Origin of the sequence: Pseudoduganella violacea, from assembly GCF_014191875.1 — a bacterium.
Taxonomy (GTDB): domain Bacteria; phylum Pseudomonadota; class Gammaproteobacteria; order Burkholderiales; family Burkholderiaceae_D; genus Rugamonas; species Rugamonas violacea_A.
Genome location: NZ_JACHXD010000001.1, coordinates 437,504 through 458,122 on the forward strand (window position 1 = coordinate 437,504; position 20,619 = coordinate 458,122).

The following is a 20,619-nucleotide window of genomic DNA, read 5'->3' on the forward strand; positions in this document are numbered from 1 at the left end:
ATTCTTTAATTCAGCCAGTTCGGCTTGCGCTTCTCCAGGAAGGATTGCACGCCTTCGCGGCCCTGCTCCGACGCCCGGATCTGCGCGATGCGCAGCGCGGTGTCGGCCAGCAGCGCATCGCTCACCGGCTGGTTCACCACCTCGCGCACCAGCACCTTGGCCTCTTTCACGGCGTTCGGGCTGTTCGTAAGCAGCGCTTTGACGATTTCATTGACTTTCGCATCCAGCGCGTCGGCGCCCACCGTTTCGTGCACGAAGCCGATGCGGTGCGCCTCGCGCGCGGAAAAGCGTTCGGCCGTGAGGAAGTAGCGGCGCGCCGCGTTTTCGCCCATGGCCTTGATCACATAAGGCGAAATAGTAGCCGGAATCAGTCCCAGCTTCGCTTCGCTCAGGCAGAAGTTGGCCTCTTCCACGGCCACCGCGATATCGCAGGCGGCCACCAGGCCCATGCCGCCCGCATAGCAGTCGCCCTGGACCTTGGCCACCACGGGCTTGGGGCAGAGGTAGATGGCGCGCAGCATCTGCGCCAGCTGCATGGCGTCGGCATTGTTTTCGGCGTGCGTGTAGCCCGCCATTTTCTTCATCCAGTTCAGGTCCGCGCCGGCGCAGAAGGCCGGACCGTTCGCCGCCAGCACGATGGCGCGCACCACGTCGTCGCGGCCCAGCTCATTGAAGGCCACGGTCAGCTCATTGATGGTCTGCTCGTTGAAGGCGTTGCGCACATCGGGACGGTTCAAGGTCACGGTGGCCAGCTTGTCGGCGATGGAAATGCTCAGGGTTTGATAGTCCATATTCATCTCCTTACATGCGGAACACGCCGAACTTGGTGTCTTCGATTTCGGCGTTCAATGCCGCCGACAGGCCCAGGCCCAGCACCATGCGCGTATCGGCCGGATCGATCACGCCATCGTCCCACAGGCGCGCTGTGGCGTAGTAGGGGTGGCCCTGGTGCTCGTACTGCTCCTTGATCGGCTGCTTGAAGGCCGCTTCCTCTTCGGCCGACCACTGGCCGCCCTTGCCCTCGATGCCGTCGCGCTTGACCGTCGCCAGCACCGACGCCGCCTGGTCGCCGCCCATCACCGAGATGCGCGCGTTGGGCCACATCCACAGGAAGCGCGGCGAGAAGGCGCGGCCGCACATGCCGTAATTGCCGGCGCCGAAGCTGCCGCCGATGATGACGGTGAATTTCGGCACCGACGCCGTGGCCACCGCCGTCACCATCTTGGCGCCGTTGCGGGCGATGCCCTCGTTCTCGTATTTGCGGCCGACCATGAAGCCGGTGATGTTTTGCAGGAAGACCAGCGGAATCTTGCGCTGGCAGCACAGTTCGATGAAGTGGGTGCCTTTCAGCGCCGACTCCGAGAACAGGATGCCGTTATTGGCGATGATGCCGACCTTCATGCCGTAGATATGGGCGAAGCCGCATACCAGGGTGGTGCCGTAGCGCGCCTTGAACTCGTCGAATTCGCTGCCGTCGACGATGCGGGCGATCACTTCGCGGATGTCGAAAGGCTTGCGCGTATCGACCGGGATCACGCCATACAGTTCTTGCGGCGCGTATTTCGGCTCCACCGACTCGCGCAGCGCGCCCTGCTGCGGCTTTTGCCGGTTCAGGTTGGAGACGATGGTGCGCGCCATGGACAGCGCATGCATATCGTTCTGCGCCAGGTGGTCGGCCACGCCCGACAGGCGGGTATGCACGTCGCCGCCGCCCAGGTCTTCGGCCGACACCACCTCGCCGGTGGCCGCCTTCACCAGCGGCGGGCCGCCGAGGAAGATGGTGCCCTGTTCCTTGACGATGATGGATTCATCGCTCATGGCCGGCACGTAGGCGCCGCCGGCCGTGCAAGAACCCATCACCACCGCGATCTGCGGAATGCCCTTGGCCGAGAGGTTGGCCTGGTTGAAGAAGATGCGGCCGAAATGGTCGCGGTCGGGGAAGACATCGTCCTGGTTGGGCAGGTTGGCGCCGCCCGAGTCGACCAGGTAGATGCAGGGCAGATTGTTCTGGTCGGCGATTTCCTGGGCGCGCAGGTGCTTCTTCACCGTCATCGGATAGTAGGTGCCGCCCTTCACGGTGGCGTCATTGCAGACGATGACGCATTCCTGGCCGGCCACGCGGCCGATGCCGGTGATGATGCCGGCCGCCGGCGCCGCGTCGGCGCCCTTGTCGGGGTACATGCCGTAGGCGGCCAGTTGCGAGAATTCGAGGAAGGGCGTGCCGGGATCGAGCAGCATCTGCACGCGGTCGCGCGGCAGCAGTTTGCCGCGCGCCACATGCTTGGCGCAGGCCGCCTCGCCGCCGCCCTCGGCCACCTTGGCGACTTTGGCGCGCAAGTCGTCCACGATGGCCTGCATGGCGGCCGCATTGGCCTTGAAATCTTCGCTGCGCGGATTGAGTTTGCTTTCGATGTGCGGCATTCGGGTTCCTCTTATTAGATCGCGTTGTCTCCGACGCGGTTTGGCCGGGAGGCCGGCAACAGCCTCCTATGCAGGAAATTCACCGTCAACGTAGAACCAGCGCGGCGTGCCCGCCGCATCCGGCTCGCGCAGGAAGCGGCTGATCTCATGCAGGCGCTGGCCGCGGCCCCCGATGCGGCAGCGGGCCACGAATTCCACGAAATCCTCATCCGGCTGCACTTCTGCTTTACGTTGACGTAAACGTAAACCGGATTTTACCTCAAGTCCCAGCCACTGCAATTGCTCCTTGGGGTCGATAATTTGCTCGCCGGGGCGGGTGCTGGCATGCCAGGTTGACAACAGATACGGTTCATTGCGCAGGGCGTAGGCCGTATAGCGTGAGCGCATCAGCTGTTCGGCGCTGGGCGGCACGGCGGCGCCATCGAGGAAAGGGCCGCAGCACGCGGCCAGCGCGGGGCCGCCGCAGGGACAGCCGACCGGGGTCTTGGACTTGGTCATTGAATAAGACGGACAGCGGAAAATCCCGCCATTATCCGCCATATCGGCGACCGGGGTGCGGCCGCCGGCATGGCGGCTCAGGCCAGATCGGGTGAAACAGGTCCTTCCAGAGCGATGCTTATTTAAACTTCAGGCCAAAACTGAAATAAGCGGCGTGCTTGTTTTAAGTTTGCTTAATCAGGCCTGCTTAACGCAGCAGCAGGCCGTCGAGGGGAATGGCGGGGGCTTTGCCGCGCATCAGGTCAGCCAGGATGGCGGCCGAGCCACAGGCGAAGGTGAAGCCGAGCGGACCGTGGCCGACGTTGAGCCATAGGTTGGGGTAGGGGCTGGGGCCGAGGATGGGCGCGCTGTCCGGCGTGGCGGGGCGCAGTCCGGCCCAGCCTTCCACGCGCCCGTAGTCGGCGGCATCGGGCATGGTGCGGCGCGCCAGGCGCAATAACTGGTCGGCGCGCTTGGGATCGTAACTGGCGTCCTCGCCCACCAGGTCGACCATGGCCGCCACGCGCAGATTCCAGCCGATGCGCGCATATAGCACCTTGCGTTCGAAATCGGTGACGCTGATTTCCGGCGCCTGGTCGCCGGGGCGGATCGGCGCATTCAGGCTGTAGCCCTTGAGCGGATACAGGGGCAGGTCGATGTCAGCCGTCGCCGCCAGGCCGCGGCTCTGGATGCCGGCCGCCAGTACATAGTGCTCGGCCTCCAGCCGTCCCGCGCTGCTTTCCACCCCCGCCACGCTGCCGTCCTCGATGACGATGGCGCGCGCCTTGGCCTGCACCCGGCCCTCGAAGCGCGGATGGGCCAGCAGGCGCTTTTCCAGCGCCACGCAGAAGGCATGGCAGTCGGCGACCGCTTCGCCCGCGTTGAAGACGCCGCCCGCCAGCCTTGGCGCCAGCGCGGCCAGCGCCGGCTCCAGCTGGGCGCACTCGGCGCCGGACAGGATCTGGCGCCGTCCATCCGCATCGCGCTTGGCGACGGCCGCCTCGAACGCGCCGCGCGTGCGGTAGACCACCAGCTTGCCCGCCTCGCGCCAGCCGAATTCCGCCAGCGGCAGTTGCAGCGCCAGTTCGGACATCATGCAGCGGCTCAGTTCTCCCAGCAGCAGCAGGCGTTGCGTGGTGCGCGCGTTGCTGGCGGCATTGCAGTGGGCGAGAAATTGCGCCAGCCAGCGCCACTGGCGCCAGTCGGCTTCGGGACGGAAGCGCAGCGGCCCGGCATCCTGCAGCAGCCAGCGCAGCGCCTTGAGCGGCACGCCCGCATCGGCCAGCGGCGACACATAGCGGTAGCTGAGCTGCCCGCCATTGCGCAAGCTGGCGCCGCAACCCACCGCCGCCTCGCGCTCCAGCAGGGTGACGCGGAAACCGGCTTCCAGCAGCCACCAGGCTGTTGCCAGGCCGACCACGCCGCCGCCGATCACCAGGACTTGCGAAGAATTGCGCTGCATTGGACCCCACCATGAATTTTCCGAGGGTTGAGCTTAGGCCCGCGTCCGCGCCGGGGCTAATGAAAGCTCGTGCGGCCGCCATAACCGCGCGTCATGTGCTACCCCGTTTGCGCCTGCCGGCCGTCGCGGATTGCCAACACCGGCGGGCTTTTCCGCCGCGCCGGCCACCCATAACCGGCCTGCATGCGGCTTTGGCATTTTTTCATGTCTTTAAAAATCAGCGCAAATTCTCCGTCCCTATTAAACTAATAGAAATTGGAGAAAGTGTAATGAGCCAGACCAGCGTTGAATTCAAAGCGGACAGTTCGCCGCTGTATATGCAAATTGCCCGCAAACTGAGCGACGAAGTGCGCAACGGCCGCTACCAGGTGGACCAGGCCCTGCCCTCGGAGCGCACGCTGTCCGAACAGCTCAATGTCTCGCGCGTGACGGCCCGCAAAGCCATCGACCAGCTGGTGGAGCAGGGATTGGTGGTGCGCCGCCGCGGTTCCGGCAACTATATCGCGCCGCGCATCGAACAGCCACTATCACATTTGACGAGTTTTTCCGAACAGCTGCAGCAGCGCGGCTACACGCCCGGCTCGCGCTGGCTCAAGCGCAGCGTGGTGGTGGCCAGCGCCGACGAGCAGCTCAGCCTCGCGCTCTCCCCCGGCAGCAAGGTGGCGCGCCTGGAGCGCCTGCGCCTGGCCGACGACGTGGTGATGGCGTACGAGGTCAGCGTGCTGCCTGAAGCCGTGCTGCCGCGGCCGGACGCGGTGGGCGACTCGCTGTACGAATATCTGGACTCGGTCGGCAAGTTGCCGGCGCGCGCGCTGCAGCATGTGCGCGCCATGAACGCTTCGCCCGAATTGGCGCGCCAGCTCGAAGTGGCGGAAGGCCGCGCCGTCCTGTTCATCACCCGCATCGCCTACCTGGAATCGGGCGAGGCGGTCGAGCTGACCCATTCCTACTGCCATAGCGATCACTATGATTTCGTGGCCGAGATGCGGCGCACGGGCTGAGGACCGCGCATAACTTTTCGGAATGCTGATACTGCCAGCTTTCATGGCAAAAGCGCGCTGTGGTCCCGGCGGTTTGGTATTACACTGGTTTTCATCGTATCCCTTCCCCGCAGATGACGATGCTCAAAACCGAAACACCCAGTCCCCGGCATACCGAACTGGATCAGTACTCCGTGCTCGACCTGGTGGCCGCCTTTGTGGATGACCAGTTCCAGGCGGTGCAGGCCGTGCGCGACGCCGCGCCGCGCATCGCCGCCGCCATCGCCATGGCGGTGCCGCGCGTCGAAGCGGGCGGACGCCTGATCTATGTCGGCGCCGGCACCTCCGGCCGGCTCGGGGTGCTGGACAGCGTCGAACTGTATCCCACCTTTTCCTGGCCCACCGAACGCGCCCAGGCCCTGCTGGCCGGCGGCATGGGCGCCATGTTCCAGGCCGTGGAGGGCGCGGAGGACGACCGCGAACAGGGCGGCCGCGATCTGCTGGCGCTGGCGCCCACGCCCAACGACGTGGTTTTCCTGCTGGCCGCATCGGGCGGCACGCCCTATGTGCTGGGCGCCCTGCACGCGGCGCGCGGCGCCGGCGCGCTCACCATCGGCATCGCCAACAACGACCACGCGCCGGTGGCGCTGCAGGCCGAAGTCGGCATCACCCTCGACACCGGCGTCGAAGTCATCTCCGGCAGCACGCGCCTGAAAGCGGGCACTTCGCAGAAAATCGTCCTCAACACCATTTCCAGCGCGCTGATGGTGCGTTTGCATAAAGTCTATGGAAACTTGATGGTAGACTTGAAGCCCACCAACGCCAAGCTGGTACGGCGCGCGGTGCGCCTGACCATGCACGCCACCGGTGCCGACGAAGCGGCGGCGCGGCGCACGCTGGAACAATGCCGCTTCCACGTGAAGGTGGCGATCGTGGCCCTGCTCCGGCAGGCCACGGTGGAGCAGGCGGAGACCCTGCTGGAACAGGCGAAAGGAAGCGTGCGCGCGGCGCTGGCCCTCTAGAGACGGGCCGCGTTCCCGCTTCCTCCAACGGATGACAAAGGAAGTGATGGAACAAGCAGCGCAACAGCGAAACCCCTGGTGGTGGATTCCCACCCTGTATTTCGGCCAGGGCATCCCTTATGTGGTCGTGATGACCCTGTCGGTGGTGATGTACAAGAACACCGGCATCTCGAATACCGATATCGCGCTGTACACCGGCTGGCTCTACCTGCCCTGGGTGATCAAGCCCCTGTGGTCGCCCGTGGTCGAAATGTTCCGCACCAAGCGGCTGTGGATCGTCGCCCTGCAATTGCTGATCGGCGCCGCGCTGGCGCTGGTGGCCTTCACCACCCATTTGCCCAGCTTCTTCCAGATGAGCCTTGCGGTGCTGTGGCTGATGGCCTTCAGCTCCGCCACCCACGACATCGCGGCCGACGGCTTCTATATGCTGGCGCTGCGCAAGCCGCAGCAAGCGGCCTTCGTCGGCGTGCGCAGCACCTTCTACCGCCTGGCCATGATCGCCGGGCAGGGCGGCCTGGTGGCGCTAGCCGGGCTGCTGATCAAGCGCCTGGGCGATCCGCACGCCGCGTGGTCGGTGGTGTTCTTCGTGCTGGCCGCCGTCTTCCTGGCGCTGTTCGCCTACCACCAGTGGATGCTGCCGCGTCCCGCGGCCGACCAGCCGGCGCCCGAAAGCGGCAATCTGCTGCGCGAATTCGTCCAGACCTTCGCCGCCTTCTTTCGCAAGGACGGCATCCTCGTCATCCTCGGTTTCCTGCTGCTGTTCCGCCTGGGCGAGGCCCAGCTGCTGAAAATGGCCATGCCCTTCCTGCTCGATCCCGCCAGCGCGGGCGGCCTGGGATTGAGCAATGAGGCGGTCGGCCTGGCCTACGGCACCATCGGCGTGGTGGCATTGACGCTGGGCGGGCTGCTGGGCGGCGTCACCATCGCCCGCTTCGGCCTGAAACGCTGCCTGTGGCCCATGGCCTTCGCCGTGCACGTGCCGGACCTGGTCTTCGTCTACCTGTCCAGCGCCCTGCCCGAGAACCTGCTGCTGATCTCCGCCACCATCGCCGCCGAGCAGTTCGGCTACGGCTTCGGCTTCACCTCCTACATGATGTACATGATCATGGTGGCCGACGGCGAGCACAAAACCGCGCACTACGCCATCTGCACCGGCTTCATGGCGCTCGGCATGATGCTGCCGCAGATGGCCAGCGGCTGGATCCAGAATATGCTGGGCTACCAGCACTTCTTCATCTGGGTCTGCTTCGCCACCGTACCCGCCTTCATCATGACGGCCCTGGTCAAAATCGACCCCGCATTCGGACGCGAATAGCGCGCCCCAGCGATTACAATAATGGGCTTCAAAGAATCGGGGGAATGTTTTGGGTTTCAATGCGAAAAAGCGGCTTAGCCTGAGCGCTGGCGCGGCCGGCGTGCTGGCCGCCTTGCTCTCGGCCTGTTCCAGCACGCCGATGGCCGACCGCAGCGGCGCGCCGTCCACGCCGGGCGGACCCGTGCCGCAGCCGTCAACGCCCCAGCCGCCGCGCTTCACCGGCGAGCAGCCGCCGCCCGCCCCGCGCGAATTCCGCGCCGTCTGGGTTTCCACCGTCGCCAATATCGACTGGCCCAGCCGCAGCAATCTGAGCGTGGCCAAGCAGCAGGCCGAAGCCCTGGCCATCCTCGACCGCGCCAAGGCCATCAACCTGAACGCCATCGTGCTGCAGGTGCGCCCCAGCGCCGACGCCATCTACCCGTCCAAGCTGGAACCCTGGTCGGAATACCTGACCGGCCTGCAGGGCAAGGAACCGCAGCCGGCCTACGATCCGCTGCAGTTCTGGATCGCCGAAGCGCATGCGCGCGGCCTCGAACTGCACGCCTGGTTCAACCCCTACCGCGTGCGCAACGCCGGCGCGCGCTCGCCGCTGGCGCGCGAACACATCGCCAACAGCAAGCCGCAGCTGGTCAAACAGTACGGCAAATACTTGTGGATGGACCCGGGCGAGCCAGCCGCCGTCCAGCACACCCTGGACGTGATCCTGGACGTGGTGCGCCGCTACGACATCGACGGCGTCCACATCGACGACTACTTCTATCCCTACCCGGTCGAAGCCACCAGCGCGAACGGCGCCGAAGCCGCCGCGCTGGATGCCCTGCCGTCCAATGGCCCGCGCGCCGAACTCGAATTCCCCGACCAGGCCTCATGGCAGCGCTATGCGCAGGGTGGCGGACAGCTCGACCGCGCCTCCTGGCGGCGGCAGAACGTCAACCAGATGATCGAAGCGATATACACCGGCGTGCACAAGGAGAAGACCTGGGTACGTTTCGGCATCAGTCCCTTTGGCATTGGTCGTCCGGACCGCCGCCCGCCCGGCATCGTCGGCTTCAGCCAATACGACAAGCTGTATGCTGACGCCGAGTTATGGCTGCAAAACGGCTGGCTCGACTACTTCGCGCCCCAGCTCTACTGGCCGATCGCGCAAGCGCCGCAAGCCTTCCCCGTGCTGCTCGATTACTGGCAGGCGCAAAACCGTCGCGGCCGCCACTTGTGGCCCGGCCTGTACACCAGCCGCATCGACGACAGCGCCCGCTCGTTCACGGCCGAAGAAATCGTCCAGCAGATCGAAGTCACGCGCAGCCGCGCCGGCGTCGCAGGCCACATCCACTTCAGCATGGCCCCGCTGATGCAGAACCGCAAAGGCATCTACGAACGTCTGCGCAGCAGCAGCTACCAGAGCGCCGCGCTGATCCCCGCCTCCCCCTGGCTCGGCGGGACAGCCCCTACCGCCCCGCAGCTAAGCGCCCGCCGCGCCGCGAACGGCCTGTCGCTGAAGCTGGGCGCCGACAAAAATAGCGTCCAATACGCCATCTGGGCTAAATACGGCGACGAATGGCGCTTCACCACCGCCCCCGCCGCCCTGACCGAAATCCTGCTACCCGACGCCGCCGGCGCCCCCGTCAGCGCGGTCGTCGTCACCGCCGTCGACCGCCTCGGCAACGAAAGCCCCCGCGTCACCGCCCCCGCCCTTTGATCTGCCTCAAAAAATGTCCACCCTGGTGTCAGGCACCACGGTCGGACATTGGCTGATCCAGATCAAAGAATGTCCGGTGCTGGTGCCTGACACCAGGGTGGGACATTTGTTGAGATAGATCAAAGAGGGTATAACTGATGGACATGGGGGAATGGCAAGGTTTCATGGTGATATGCTAGATGATTCGCTTTACACTCGTCGCATTATGTTGAAATCCGCTTCTGATGGCGTGCTGGGCCTGGGCATCGATGCCGGCGGCACGCAAACTCGTTGGGCGCTGGCCGATCCGGCCGGCGCGGTGGTGGCCGAGGGCCGGGTTGAGGGGTTGTCGGCGCTGCAGCTGTCCAGCGCGGCGGGCCGGGAGTCGGTGCGCGCGGCCTTTGCGGCGCTGGCGGCCGAGGTGCTGGAGATCGGCCATCCGGGCCGGGTCTGCGCCGGGCTGACCGGCTTTGGCGGCGATAGCCATCTGCCGGCCGGCTGGCTGGCCGATTTGCTGGCGTTGCCGGCGGAATCGGTTAGTCTATGTAATGATATCGAGATCGCTTACCTGGATTGTTTCGATCCGGGCCAGGGCTATCTGGTATACGCGGGCACGGGTTCGATCGCGGCTTTCATCGATGAAGAAGGCGCCTTCCACCGCGCCGGCGGCCGTGGCGTGGTGCTGGACGATGGCGGCGGCGGTTTCTGGATCGCGCGCGAAGCCATGCGCCGCATCTGGCGCCGCGAGGACGAGCAGCCCGGCGCCTGGCAGGATTCGCCGCTGGCGCAAGCCGTGTTCCGCCACGTGGGCGGCAGCGATTGGACGTTCTCGCGCCAGTTCATCTATGGCCTGGAGCGCGGCGAGGTCGGCAAGCTGGCCTTGGCCGTCGCCGCCAGCGCCGATGCCGATGCCGCCGCGCGCAATATCCTGCAGCAGGCGGGCCGCGAACTGGCGCGCCTGGCGCTGGCCCTGGTGGCGCGTTTCGGCGAGCGTCCGGTGCTGCTGTCGGGACGCGCGTCCGAGCTGCATCCGCTGATCGCCGAATCGATGCGCGCCGCCCTGCCCGGGGACCAGGCTTTCGAACATCGCCCGGTGCGGCCGCATGTCGCCGCCGCCCGCATGGCCGCCAGGCCAAGGAATTGAAGAACAAGGATGATTGAATGAAGAAACTGCTGCTGATTCTCTTGATGGCCGTGCTTTCCGGCTGCGCCACCCAGCTTCCCCGCATCGACAACAGCTACACCGCGCGCGGCCAATCCAGCCGCGTCAAATTCATCGTACTGCATTACACGGTGGCCGATACGCCGCGCTCCATCAAGATTTTGACCGAGCAGGAAGTCAGCGCCCACTATCTGCTGACCGATGCCGACCAGCCGGTGCTCTACGGCTTGGTGGATGAGTCGCGCCAGGCCTGGCATGCCGGGAACAGCAGCTGGAAGGCTTTCACCCAGCTGAATACCAGCTCGGTTGGCATCGAGATCGTCAACGCCGGCTTCAAGGATACGCCGGAGGGCCGTGTCTGGTATCCCTTCAAGCAAGCCCAGATCGACCAGCTGATCCCTCTGCTCAAGCAGATCGTGGCGCGGCATGAGGTGCGTCCCGAATTCATCCTCGGCCATAACGAGATCGCGCCCCAGCGCAAGCAGGATCCCGGTCCGCTCTTCCCCTGGAAGCAGCTGGCCGACGCGGGCCTGATCACCTGGCCGGATGCGAACCAGGTGGCCCAGCGCCGCGCCGTCTTCGAACAGCTGCCGCCGGAAATCTCCTGGTATCAGAAGAAGCTGGCCGAGCATGGCTATGCCACGCCGCAAACGGGCGTGCTCGATGAGGCCACGCGCAATGTGCTGGGCGTGTTCCAGTCCAAATACCGCCAAAGCAAATTCGATGGCGTGCCCGATGCGGAAACCGCCGCCATCCTCGATACGCTGACGGCGCCCGCCGCCGCCGCGCAGTAAGGAACTCGGCATGCGTCTGCGTCATATCGAAGTTTTCCACGCCATTATGCAGGTCGGGACCATCAGCGGCGCGGCGCAAGTGCTGCATATCTCGCAGCCGGCCGTGACCAAGGTCTTGCAGCACTGCGAACTGCAACTGGGCATGCCGCTGTTCGAGCGCGTGCGCGGCAAGCTCTATCCCAAGCCGGAAGCGCACCGCCTGTTCGCCGAAACCGAAAAACTGCACCGCGACCTGCAAGGCATACGCCGCCTGGCTGCCAGCCTGAAAGGGCATGCGGTGGAAACCGTGCGCCTGGTGTCCACGCCGACCGTGGCCCTGAGCGTGCTGCCGCAGGCGATGAGCGAGTGGCGCAAGGACTTTCCCGGCACGCGCTGCGAGCTGGCCAGCCATCACACCAGCGAAATCGTCAACGCCCTGCGCCTGGGCGAGGCCGATCTGGCTTTGTCGCTGCAGGACCCGCGCCATCCCGGCATCGTGGCCGAGCCGCTGGCGCAAGGCTTGATGACGGTGATCGCTCCCGCCGGAACCTGGGACGAGTCGGAACTGGATACGCCGCTGTCGGCCGCCGGCCTGCAGGGAGAATTGATCGGCTATGCCGACAACGATCCGCTGGGCGAGATGGTGGTGGCGGCCTGCGAGGCGCAGGGCATCCAGCCGGTGTTCCGCACCGTGGTGCAGACTTACCAGATCGCGCGCACGCTGGTCGAGGCGGGCGCCGGCATGGCGGTGGTCGATCCGTTTACCGCCGCATCGGCTTCGGCGGTGCGCGTGCAGCGCCGTCCGTGGGCGCCGGCCATTCCGATCCAACTGTATCTGCTGACGGCCGGCCATTCGCCGCTGTCGCACGGCTGCCGCCAACTGGCCGACAGCATCGCCGCCTCGGCGCGCGCCTGCCTGTTCCGGGGCCTGGAATGAACACCTTGCCCAGCGAGCGGATTGCCTCCGATCCGGCTTACCGGCATCTGAGCAGCATCGCGGGCATCGGCGTCGATCTGCGCTACGCCACGCCGGACAATTTTGTCGGCCGCGATCTGTACACGCCGCTGGATTGCGCCTGGCTGCACCGCGATGCCGCCGCCGCGCTGGAAAGCGCCGTCGCCTGGCTGGCGGCGCGGCGTCCTGGCTATTGCCTGCTGGTGCTGGATGCCTTGCGCCCGCAGCGCGTGCAGGAGCAGCTGTGGCAAGCCTTGCAGGGTACGGAGCTGCTGGGCTATATCGCCGAACCGTCGCGCGGCTCCCTCCATTCCTTCGGCATGGCGGTGGACATCACCATCGTCGATGAGCAGGGCCGCGAACTGGATATGGGCACCGGCTTCGATGATCTGAGCGAACTATCCCATCCCGCGCTGGAAGATGAGCTGCTGGCGCGCGGCGCCATCCTTCCCGGGCACGTCGCCAATCGCCAATTGCTGCGCGACGCCATGTTCCAGGCGGGCTGGCATGGCATCAAGAGCGAGTGGTGGCACTTCGACTGCGGCGACCGCGTGCAGGTGCGAGCCACCTATACCCGCGTTCTCTGATTTCAGGGCAGGACTTTTAGCGCCGCCGCGTTGCGCGCCACCCAATCGATCAGCGCGTCGGTGATGTTGCGGCCGGCGCCGTTGCCCGTGCGCTCGTGGTTGACCATGCCGACCACGATGCATTGCTCATCATTGGCATCCCTCACATAGCCGGCGATGGCGACCACGCCGTTCAGCGTGCCGGTCTTGATGCGGGCATGGGTCGCGGCGGGGCTGTCGCGCAGGCGGCGGCGCATGGTGCCGTCGGTGGCGGCGATGGGCAGGCTGGCCTGGAATTCGGGCGCCCACGGCGATTTCTGCGCGGCCGACAAAAAGCCCGCCAACTGCTCGGGACTCAGGCGCTCCGTGCGCGACAGGCCGGAACCGTTATCGATCACCATGCCGCTGTCGTTGATGCGGTGCTGGCGCATCCATTCGCGCACGGCCTGCTCGGCGCGCGCGGCGCTGGGCAGGGGGGCGACCACGCTGCCGTCCGGACCCAGCACCGGCAGCGGCTCCAGCGGACGGCTGCCCAGCGCTGCATCGGCCTGCAGGCTACCCAGGCTCAGATATAGAGTGCGCGCCAGCGCGTTGTCGGACCACTTGTTGATGTCTCGCAGCAGCTCGGGCAGAGGCCGCGACACATGTTCGGCCAGCAGGCGCATGGCCGGCGCATTCTCCATCGCGGTTCCGGCCGGGGCCAGCGCGCTGGCGGGCGCTTCGCGCACCTCGCCGCTGAATTCACCGCCCAGGCGCGACCACGCGGCGCGGAACAGGCGCTCCAGATAATCCTGCCGCTCCAGCACATTGATCGCATAGGTCTTGCTGCAATTGCGCGGGAAGGTGCCGCGCAGGACCACGGTCAGCTGCTCGCCATTGCGTTCATAGCCGGGCAGGCGCCAGCCGTCTTCCCATCTGGCGCAAGGCGCGTCGACCAGCTTCATATCGGCGCGCACCGCCACCTTGTGCAGCATGGGCAGGGCTTGCGCCCGCACGCTCTTGGCGTCCGACACCATCTCCACCTGCAGCATATTGTTATTCAACAGCAGCGCATCGGGAATCACGTTGTAGTAAGCCTCGGGCGATTCGTCGAAAGGCGGCACGCCGACGTCCATGCGCGCCGGCTGGAACAACTGGCGGTCCAGCAGCAGGTCGCCGCGGATGCGCCGCACGCCCTTCAGGCGCAGCTTCTCCAGCATATGCACCAGCGCGTCCTCGTTGAAGTCCATGTCCGCACCGCCACGCAGCAGCAGATCGCCCTGCAGCACCCCATCCACCACCTCGCCGCTGCCCAGCAGCTCGGTGCGGCCACGGAAGACGGGACCAAGCTGCTCCAGCGCCACCACCGTGGTGGCGATCTTCATCACCGAAGCGGGCGCCATCACGCGCTCCGCGTGGTGCGCCAGCAGCACCGCATCGCCGCGTATGACCATGATGCCGATGGCATTCTCGGGAATGCCGTGCGCGGCGGCGGCCTTGGCCACAGGCTCCGGCAATTCAGCATGAACCAGGCCGCAGGCGGCAAGAAGGCCGGCAAGTACAAGGCGTTTCAGCATATTGCGGCCTTCCTTAGCCGAAGAAGACATAGGCCACGCCGATCGCCGTGATCACGCCGGCCAGGTCGGCGATCAGGCCGCAGGAAATGGCGTAGCGCGTCTTGCGGATGCCGACCGAGCCGAAATACAGGGCCACGATGTAGAAGGTGGTATCGGCCGAACCCTGGAAGATGCAGGACAGGCGTCCCACGAAGGAATCCGGTCCGTAGGTCTTCATCGCGTCGATCATCATGGCCTTCGAACCGCTGCCGCTCAAAGGTTTCATCAGCGCGGTCGGCAAGGCCGGCACGAAATCGGTATTGAAGCCCAGGGCGCTGAAGATCCAGTTGAAGCCATCGACCACGAAGGTGAATACGCCCGCGTTGCGGATCACGCTGATCGCGACCAGCATGCCGACCAGGTAGGGAATTACGGTCAGCGAAGTCTGGATGCCCCCTTTCGCGCCTTCGATAAAGGCTTCATACACATTCACCTTCTTGCGCAGTGCGCCGACGATGAACACCGTGATCACGCCGATCAGCACCAGGTTGCTGACTACCTTGGACACGGTCTCGATCTGTTCCTTCGTCAGGTACTGGGTGAAGTACCAGATCAGCGCCACGATGGCGGCCGTCATGCCGCCCAGCCAGGACAGCACCACGGAGTTGATCAGATTGATGCGCTGCCGGATCGACACCGCGATAATGCCCGTCACCGTCGCCACATAGGTCGCGATCATGCAGGGGATGAAGATGTCTGACGGGTCGGCCGCGCCCAGGATCGCGCGCTGCGCCATGATCGCCAGCGGAATCAGGGTCAGGCCCGAGGTGTGCAGCACCAGGAACATGATCTGCGCGTTGCTCGCCTCGTCCTTGTTGGGATTGAGCGTTTGCAGGCTTTCCATCGCCTTCAGGCCGAAGGGCGTGGCCGCGTTGTCGAGGCCCAGCAGGTTGGCGGAGAAGTTCATCACCATATGGCCGGTGGCCGGATGGTCCTTCGGCACTTCGGGGAAGATGCGCGAGAAGAAGGGCGAGATCACCTTGGCCAGCCAGCCCACCACGCCGGCCTTCTCGCCGATATTCATGATGCCCAGCCACAGCGTCATCACGCCGGCCAGCGGCAGGGCGATGTCCATCACCCCCATGCGCGCCGACTCGAAGGTGCCGTCGATGATGCGTTTGAAAATCTCGTTATCCCCCAGGAAGAGCCACTGTGCCAGGGCGGCCGCGAAGCCCACCAGAAAGAAGCCAGACCAGATGTAATTGAGAGACATAAAAGCGCGATTTCCGAAAGAACGTAGACGATTGGGCGATTTTGCAGCGAAAGTATAGGCCCAGCACGGCCTTTCGGGATGAAAGAATGCGAATCGGGCATGAGAAAAACTCATAAGAGCGCTGGCGCGTCCGCTCATGCTGGCGTATTCTCTTGCGGCTGACACCCTCCAAGCGACTATGAAGATTCTCTGGAAAACCGGGCTGGCCGCCGCGTCGCTCATCCTGTTCGCGGCCCATGCCGCGCCCTCCGCCACCGCAGCCCAGGCTAACGGCGCCCCCAAGGTCTTGCACGCCTTCCTCTCCACCGGCGAAACGGGGCTGGACCCGGCCGTGGCCTCCGACGTGGCCAGCCTGACCCTGCTGGAAAACCTGTTCGACCCCATGCTGCGCTACGACTACCTGGCGCGCCCGGTCAAGCTCCAGCCCAACACCCTGCGCGCCATGCCCGAGGTGGATGCGGCCGGCCTCACCTACACCTTCCACCTGCAGCCCGGCATCCATTTCACGCCCGATGCGGCCTTCAAGGACCAGCCGCGCGAGGTCACGGCGCAGGACTATGTGTATAGCCTGAAGCGCCTGTACGACCCGGCCCTGAAATCGCCCTGGGTCTTCCTGTTCGAGGACAAGATCGTCGGCGACGAAGCGCTGCGCCGCGATTTCAGCTACGACAGCCATATCCCCGGCCTGCAGGCGCTGGACAAGTACACCCTGCGCATCCGCCTCAAGGCGCCCGATGCGAGCTTCCTGTTCTATCTCGCTCTGCCGGCCAGCGGCGTGGTGGCGCGCGAAGTGGCCGAGGCTTACGGCAGCCAGGTCGGCAATCATCCGGTCGGCAGCGGACCGTTCCTGATCGGCGAATGGAAGCGCAGCGACAAGATCACCCTGCTGGCCAATCCCGGCTTCCGTCCCACCGTCTTCCACGCCAGCCCCGACGCCGATCCTGCCAGCCGCGCCGTCGCCGCCGGGCTGGAAGGCAAGCGCCTGCCGCTGCTGGACAAGATCGAAGTAAAGATCATGGAGGAATACCAGTCGCGCGTGCTGGGCTTCCTGAACGGCGAATTCGACTTCATCGAGCAGGTGCCCGAATCCCTGCGCGATATGGTGCTCGACCCGAACGTGTCGCAGCCGGTGCTGAAGCCTGAACTGGCGCGGCGCGGCATGCAACTGATGCCCTTCCCGGTGCTGCAGACCTATTACATGTGGATGAATATGGACGATCCGGTGATCGGCGGCTATGGCAAGGCGCAGGTCGCGCTGCGCCGCGCCATCGCCCTGGGTTACAACAGCGGCGAGGATATCGCCCTGCTGAAAAAAGGCCTGGCGCTGCCGGCCCAGACCCCGCTGCCGCCGAATGTGCTGGGCTACGATCCGACTTACCGCAGTCCGGTCAGCTACAACCCGGTGCTGGCGCGCGCCCTGCTGGACCGCTTCGGCTACCGCAAGGGCAAGGACGGCTTCCGCAGCCGTCCCGACGGCAGCCCCCTGACTTTGGTGATGCACACCGAGCCGTCCATGGTGGGGCGCCTGCGCGATGAGCTGTGGCGCAAAAACCTGAACGCCATCGGCCTGCGCGTGGAATTCAAGAGCGACAAGAAGACCGAGATCATCAAGGCTTCGCGCCTGGGCAAGGTGATGATGTTCGAGACCAACTGGGTGGCCGACTTCCCCGATGGCGACAACTTCTACCAGCTGTTGTATGGCCCGAACAGCGGCCGCGCCAACTACGCCAATTTCAAACTGCCCGATTACGACCGCCGCTACGAGCAGGCGCGCCAGCTGGGCGATACGCCGCAGCGGCGCGTGCTGTACCGCGAACTGGCCCAGCTGATCCACGCCTACAACCCCTGGGTCTTGCTGACCCATCCGATTTCGGCCGATATCCGCCAGCCGTGGCTAAAAAACTACATGCGCCACCCGGTCGAATTCAGCAACTGGCGCTATCTGGACCTGGACCCGCAGCAGCGCTCAGAGGCGGGCAGGGCGCGCCAAAGCGCCAAATGAATTGAAATTTACTCATACATTACTAAAAGTTATAGTTGCAGTAGAGAATTTCATTGGAAACCGGGAGTTGCTGCGCGCTACTCTGGGTTTCATAAGAATTTAGTAACAATAAATATGCAATCGGCATAAGGGAGAGGCTTGTGAAGGTAAAGCAGCTGGCGCAGATGATGGCGCTGATTGGGGTAGTGGGTCCGTCCATGGCCCAGGTGGCGCCGCCGCAGACCATGCAGCGCGTGGAAATCACCGGCAGCAGCATCAAGCGCGTGGCGCGCGAAGGCGCCTTGCCGGTGCAGACCATCAGCTTCGACGCCATCGAAAAGGCCGGCATCACCAGCACCGACCAGCTGATGCGCACCATCGCCGCCAACGGCGTGGGCGCCGACAATATGACCTCGGGGAATAACGTCTTCGGCGCCGATGCCGACCGCGTTTCCGGCGGCGCGGCCTTCGCTTCGCTGCGCGGCCTGGGGCCGAACGCCACCCTGGTGCTGCTGAATGGCCGCCGCGTCGGCAACCACGGCGCCAGCGGCAAGGCGGTGGACTTGAACTCGATCCCGCTGGGCGCCATCTCCCGCATCGAAATTCTGAAGGATGGCGCTTCCGCCATCTACGGCACGGACGCCATCGGCGGCGTGATCAACTTCATCCTGAAGACCGATTACCAGGGGCTGGAACTGTCCACCACCCTGAACGGCACGGAGGCGGGCGGCGGCATGGAGCGCCGCGTGTCCCTGCTGGCCGGCTATGGCTCGCTGCTGGACCAGGGCTTCAACATCATGGCCAGCATCACCCACGACAAGAACGACAAGCTCGATTCGCGCCAGCGCGGCTTCTCCAACGGCTACCAGCCCTGGCGCGGCCTCTCGCCCGACAGCACCGGCACGCCTTACGCCACGCAGCTGGCCGACACCGGCTCGGCCCTCGGCACCGGCTTCAATATGCCGGGCGATCCGACCAAGTATCTGCAAGCGAACCTGCTCAGCTTCCAGGGCAAGTGCGACTCCATTCCCGGCATGTCGCAATACGCTTCCGAGCTGTGGCCGAACGTCACGCCCATCACCCGCACCAAGTATTCCTGCGCCTACGACTATGGTTCGGACTACCAGATGTCCTTCCCGGTCGAGCGCACCAATGGCGTGTCGCGCGCCACCTGGCAGATCAGCCCTGACCACAAGCTGTTTGCCGAAGTCCTGGCCTCGCGCACCAAGGCCACCGGCGAGCTGACGCCGGTCCAGGTGCAGGCTTCGTTCAAGGCCGGCAATGCCTATCCGGTCAACGGCCCTTACTATCAGGACTTGACCGGCATCGTGCCGGGCTTCGACCGCAGCAAGCCGATTCTCTACAAATGGCGCGCTTCCGATCTGGGCCGCCGCACGCAGCAGATCGTCGGCGAGAATGCGCGCGTGCTGGTCGGCGCCGAGGGCGTGCTGTGGGATAAATACGATTACAAGCTGGGCCTGTCGCGCGCCGAAAGCACCACCAAGGTCGCGCTGCTGGACGGCTATGCCTATACCGACAAGCTGAATGCCCTGCTGGGCAGCGGCAAGGTCAATCTGTGGGCCGCCCCCGGCCAGGGCCAGACGCCGGAAACCGCGGCCCTGCTGGAAGCGGCCAAGTTCCGCGGCGCCCTGCAGCACGGCAAAACCACCATGACCCAGCTTGACGGCTCCATCTCGGGCGAGGTGTATCAACTGCCGGCCGGCGCGTTGTCGATGGCGGCCGGTTTCGACCTGCGCCGCGAAACCTATAACTTCGAGCAGGACATCGATGCCACGACCGTCTTCCTCTCGCCCGGCAACGGCGCGCTGCGCGATGCCGGCCGCAATGTGAAGGCCGTCTACGCCGAGTTGCTGGTGCCGGTGCTGAAGGACCTGGAAGTGCAGCTGGCCGTGCGCCGCGACCATTACAGCGTGATCGGCGCCACCACCAATCCCAAGGTCTCCTTCCGCTATCAGCCTACCGCCAGCCTGCTGTTCCGCGGCTCGGCCAACAAAGGCTTCCTTGCGCCCAGCTTCGTGCAGCTCAATTCGGCCCGCCTGTCGCAGGAGCTGCCGAACGGCGTGATCGACCAGGAAGGCTGCGCCAAGCATCCGGGCGACCCGGCTTACTGCGCCATTCCGCGCCTGGCCTACAACACCGGCGGCAATTCCTCGCTGGTGCCCGAAACGTCCAAGCAAGGCACGCTGGGCATGGTGCTGGCACCCATCGACGGTTTCTCCGCCTCCTTCGACTTCTGGGCCATCAATATCGAGAACCGCATCCTGAACCGCACGCCGCAAGTGGTGCTGAACAACTGGCAGTACCTGCCGCAGTACATCGTGCGCGATGCCGCCGGCGTGATCGATCACGTGGAAGCCGGCTGGATCAATGCCGCCGGCCTGAAAACGCGCGGCCTGGACATCGGCCTGAACGCCGACGGCAAATTTGATGGCGGCTATAAATGGAGCGCCAAGCTCGATGGCACCTGGCTGAAAAGCTTCAAGTTCGCCGAATTCGAAGGCCAGCCTTACAAGGAACTGGTCGGCAAATTCTCCACGCGCGACGTCTACCTGCGCTGGCGTCACAACGCCAATATCCGCCTCTCCAAAGGCGACTGGAGCGCCATGCTGACGCAGAATTATTCGTCCGGCTATGCCGACCAGCTGCCGAACGGTGGCAAGACATCGCCGCCGGCGGGCTTCGAGCCGCATGTGAAGCACTACGCCAAATACGATCTGTCGGCCACCTACACCGGCTTCCGCAACACCACGCTGACGGTCGGCATCCAGAACCTGTTCGACAAGGAGCCGCCGTTCACGGCCCACAATGTGGATGAAGTGGTGGGCGCCGGCTGGGATCCCCGCGTCGCCGATCCGCGCGGCCGCGCCCTGTCCTTTATGCTGAAGTACAAGTTCATGTAGTCTGAGACCAGCCCCTGTACGCTGGTTCTGCCCTTTACGGCGGCACTCCCTGACGGTGCCGCCGTTTTTTTATGCGCGCTCCGCCTGAATGCCGGCGGCGG

The 20,619-nt window shown here is 65.1% G+C and carries 16 protein-coding genes; 10 read left to right on the forward strand and 6 right to left on the reverse strand.

Translation table 11 applies throughout. The features are described 5' to 3' along the window. Window positions 1–5 precede the first annotated feature (5 nt). The 4 genes from FHS03_RS01995 to FHS03_RS02010 all read right to left on the reverse strand — a co-directional run bounded on the left by FHS03_RS01995 (window position 6) and on the right by FHS03_RS02010 (window position 4,360). Entirely contained in the window at window positions 6–797 is a 792-nt protein-coding gene (locus FHS03_RS01995; RefSeq protein ID WP_183439334.1) for an enoyl-CoA hydratase/isomerase family protein, read from the reverse strand. Window positions 798–801: 4 nt separating this feature from the next. Further along, a complete protein-coding gene (locus FHS03_RS02000; RefSeq protein WP_183439335.1) occupies window positions 802–2,421 on the reverse strand; it encodes a carboxyl transferase domain-containing protein in 1,620 nt (539 codons plus the stop codon). A 66-nt stretch (window positions 2,422–2,487) separates the two neighbouring features. Next, window positions 2,488–2,919 (reverse strand): YchJ family protein, encoded by a 432-nt coding sequence (locus FHS03_RS02005; RefSeq protein WP_183439336.1) that lies wholly within the window; start codon window positions 2,917–2,919, stop codon window positions 2,488–2,490. Window positions 2,920–3,106: 187 nt separating this feature from the next. Next, window positions 3,107–4,360: a D-amino acid dehydrogenase gene (locus FHS03_RS02010; protein WP_183439337.1), complete on the reverse strand. Its 1,254-nt coding sequence runs from the start codon at window positions 4,358–4,360 to the stop codon at window positions 3,107–3,109. A gap of 269 nt (window positions 4,361–4,629) precedes the next feature. Between FHS03_RS02010 and FHS03_RS02015 the strand changes: the two genes are divergently transcribed. The 8 genes from FHS03_RS02015 (at window position 4,630) to FHS03_RS02050 (ending at window position 12,829) form a co-directional block, all read left to right on the forward strand. Further along, a complete protein-coding gene (locus FHS03_RS02015) occupies window positions 4,630–5,361 on the forward strand; it encodes a GntR family transcriptional regulator (protein WP_183439338.1) in 732 nt (243 codons plus the stop codon). Between the two features lie 119 nt (window positions 5,362–5,480). Further along, window positions 5,481–6,362, forward strand: coding sequence for an N-acetylmuramic acid 6-phosphate etherase (murQ, locus tag FHS03_RS02020; protein WP_183439339.1), 882 nt, complete (start codon window positions 5,481–5,483; stop codon window positions 6,360–6,362). A gap of 46 nt (window positions 6,363–6,408) precedes the next feature. Next, window positions 6,409–7,677, forward strand: a complete 1,269-nt coding sequence (locus tag FHS03_RS02025) for an MFS transporter (protein ID WP_183439340.1) — start codon at window positions 6,409–6,411, stop codon at window positions 7,675–7,677. 139 nt (window positions 7,678–7,816) lie between these two features. Further along, window positions 7,817–9,373 carry a glycoside hydrolase family 10-like protein gene (locus FHS03_RS02030; RefSeq protein ID WP_183439569.1) on the forward strand — a complete coding sequence of 519 codons (1,557 nt, stop codon included), beginning with the start codon at window positions 7,817–7,819 and terminating at the stop codon, window positions 9,371–9,373. A 205-nt stretch (window positions 9,374–9,578) separates the two neighbouring features. Then, window positions 9,579–10,496: a BadF/BadG/BcrA/BcrD ATPase family protein gene (locus tag FHS03_RS02035; RefSeq protein WP_183439341.1), complete on the forward strand. Its 918-nt coding sequence runs from the start codon at window positions 9,579–9,581 to the stop codon at window positions 10,494–10,496. A 17-nt stretch (window positions 10,497–10,513) separates the two neighbouring features. Continuing rightward, window positions 10,514–11,308 (forward strand): N-acetylmuramoyl-L-alanine amidase, encoded by a 795-nt coding sequence (locus FHS03_RS02040; RefSeq protein ID WP_183439342.1) that lies wholly within the window; start codon window positions 10,514–10,516, stop codon window positions 11,306–11,308. 10 nt (window positions 11,309–11,318) lie between these two features. Next, window positions 11,319–12,224 (forward strand): LysR family transcriptional regulator, encoded by a 906-nt coding sequence (locus FHS03_RS02045; protein WP_183439343.1) that lies wholly within the window; start codon window positions 11,319–11,321, stop codon window positions 12,222–12,224. Continuing rightward, a complete protein-coding gene (locus FHS03_RS02050; protein ID WP_183439344.1) occupies window positions 12,221–12,829 on the forward strand; it encodes a M15 family metallopeptidase in 609 nt (202 codons plus the stop codon). Before FHS03_RS02045 ends, FHS03_RS02050 begins: the two co-directional genes overlap by 4 nt. Window positions 12,830–12,831: 2 nt before the next feature. Here FHS03_RS02050 and dacB read toward each other — a convergent pair whose 3' ends face one another. Both dacB and FHS03_RS02060 read right to left on the reverse strand, forming a co-directional pair. Continuing rightward, window positions 12,832–14,364, reverse strand: a complete 1,533-nt coding sequence (dacB, locus tag FHS03_RS02055) for a D-alanyl-D-alanine carboxypeptidase/D-alanyl-D-alanine endopeptidase (RefSeq protein WP_183439345.1) — start codon at window positions 14,362–14,364, stop codon at window positions 12,832–12,834. Between the two features lie 13 nt (window positions 14,365–14,377). Then, window positions 14,378–15,616: a spore maturation protein gene (locus FHS03_RS02060; RefSeq protein ID WP_183439346.1), complete on the reverse strand. Its 1,239-nt coding sequence runs from the start codon at window positions 15,614–15,616 to the stop codon at window positions 14,378–14,380. A gap of 178 nt (window positions 15,617–15,794) precedes the next feature. Here FHS03_RS02060 and FHS03_RS02065 point away from each other — a divergent pair, with 178 nt between their 5' ends. Further along, window positions 15,795–17,618, forward strand: a complete 1,824-nt coding sequence (locus FHS03_RS02065; protein WP_183439347.1) for an ABC transporter substrate-binding protein — start codon at window positions 15,795–15,797, stop codon at window positions 17,616–17,618. Between the two features lie 140 nt (window positions 17,619–17,758). Further along, complete coding sequence (locus FHS03_RS02070) at window positions 17,759–20,518, forward strand: TonB-dependent receptor (RefSeq protein WP_183439348.1); 2,760 nt, start codon at window positions 17,759–17,761, stop codon at window positions 20,516–20,518. Window positions 20,519–20,619 lie beyond the last annotated feature (101 nt).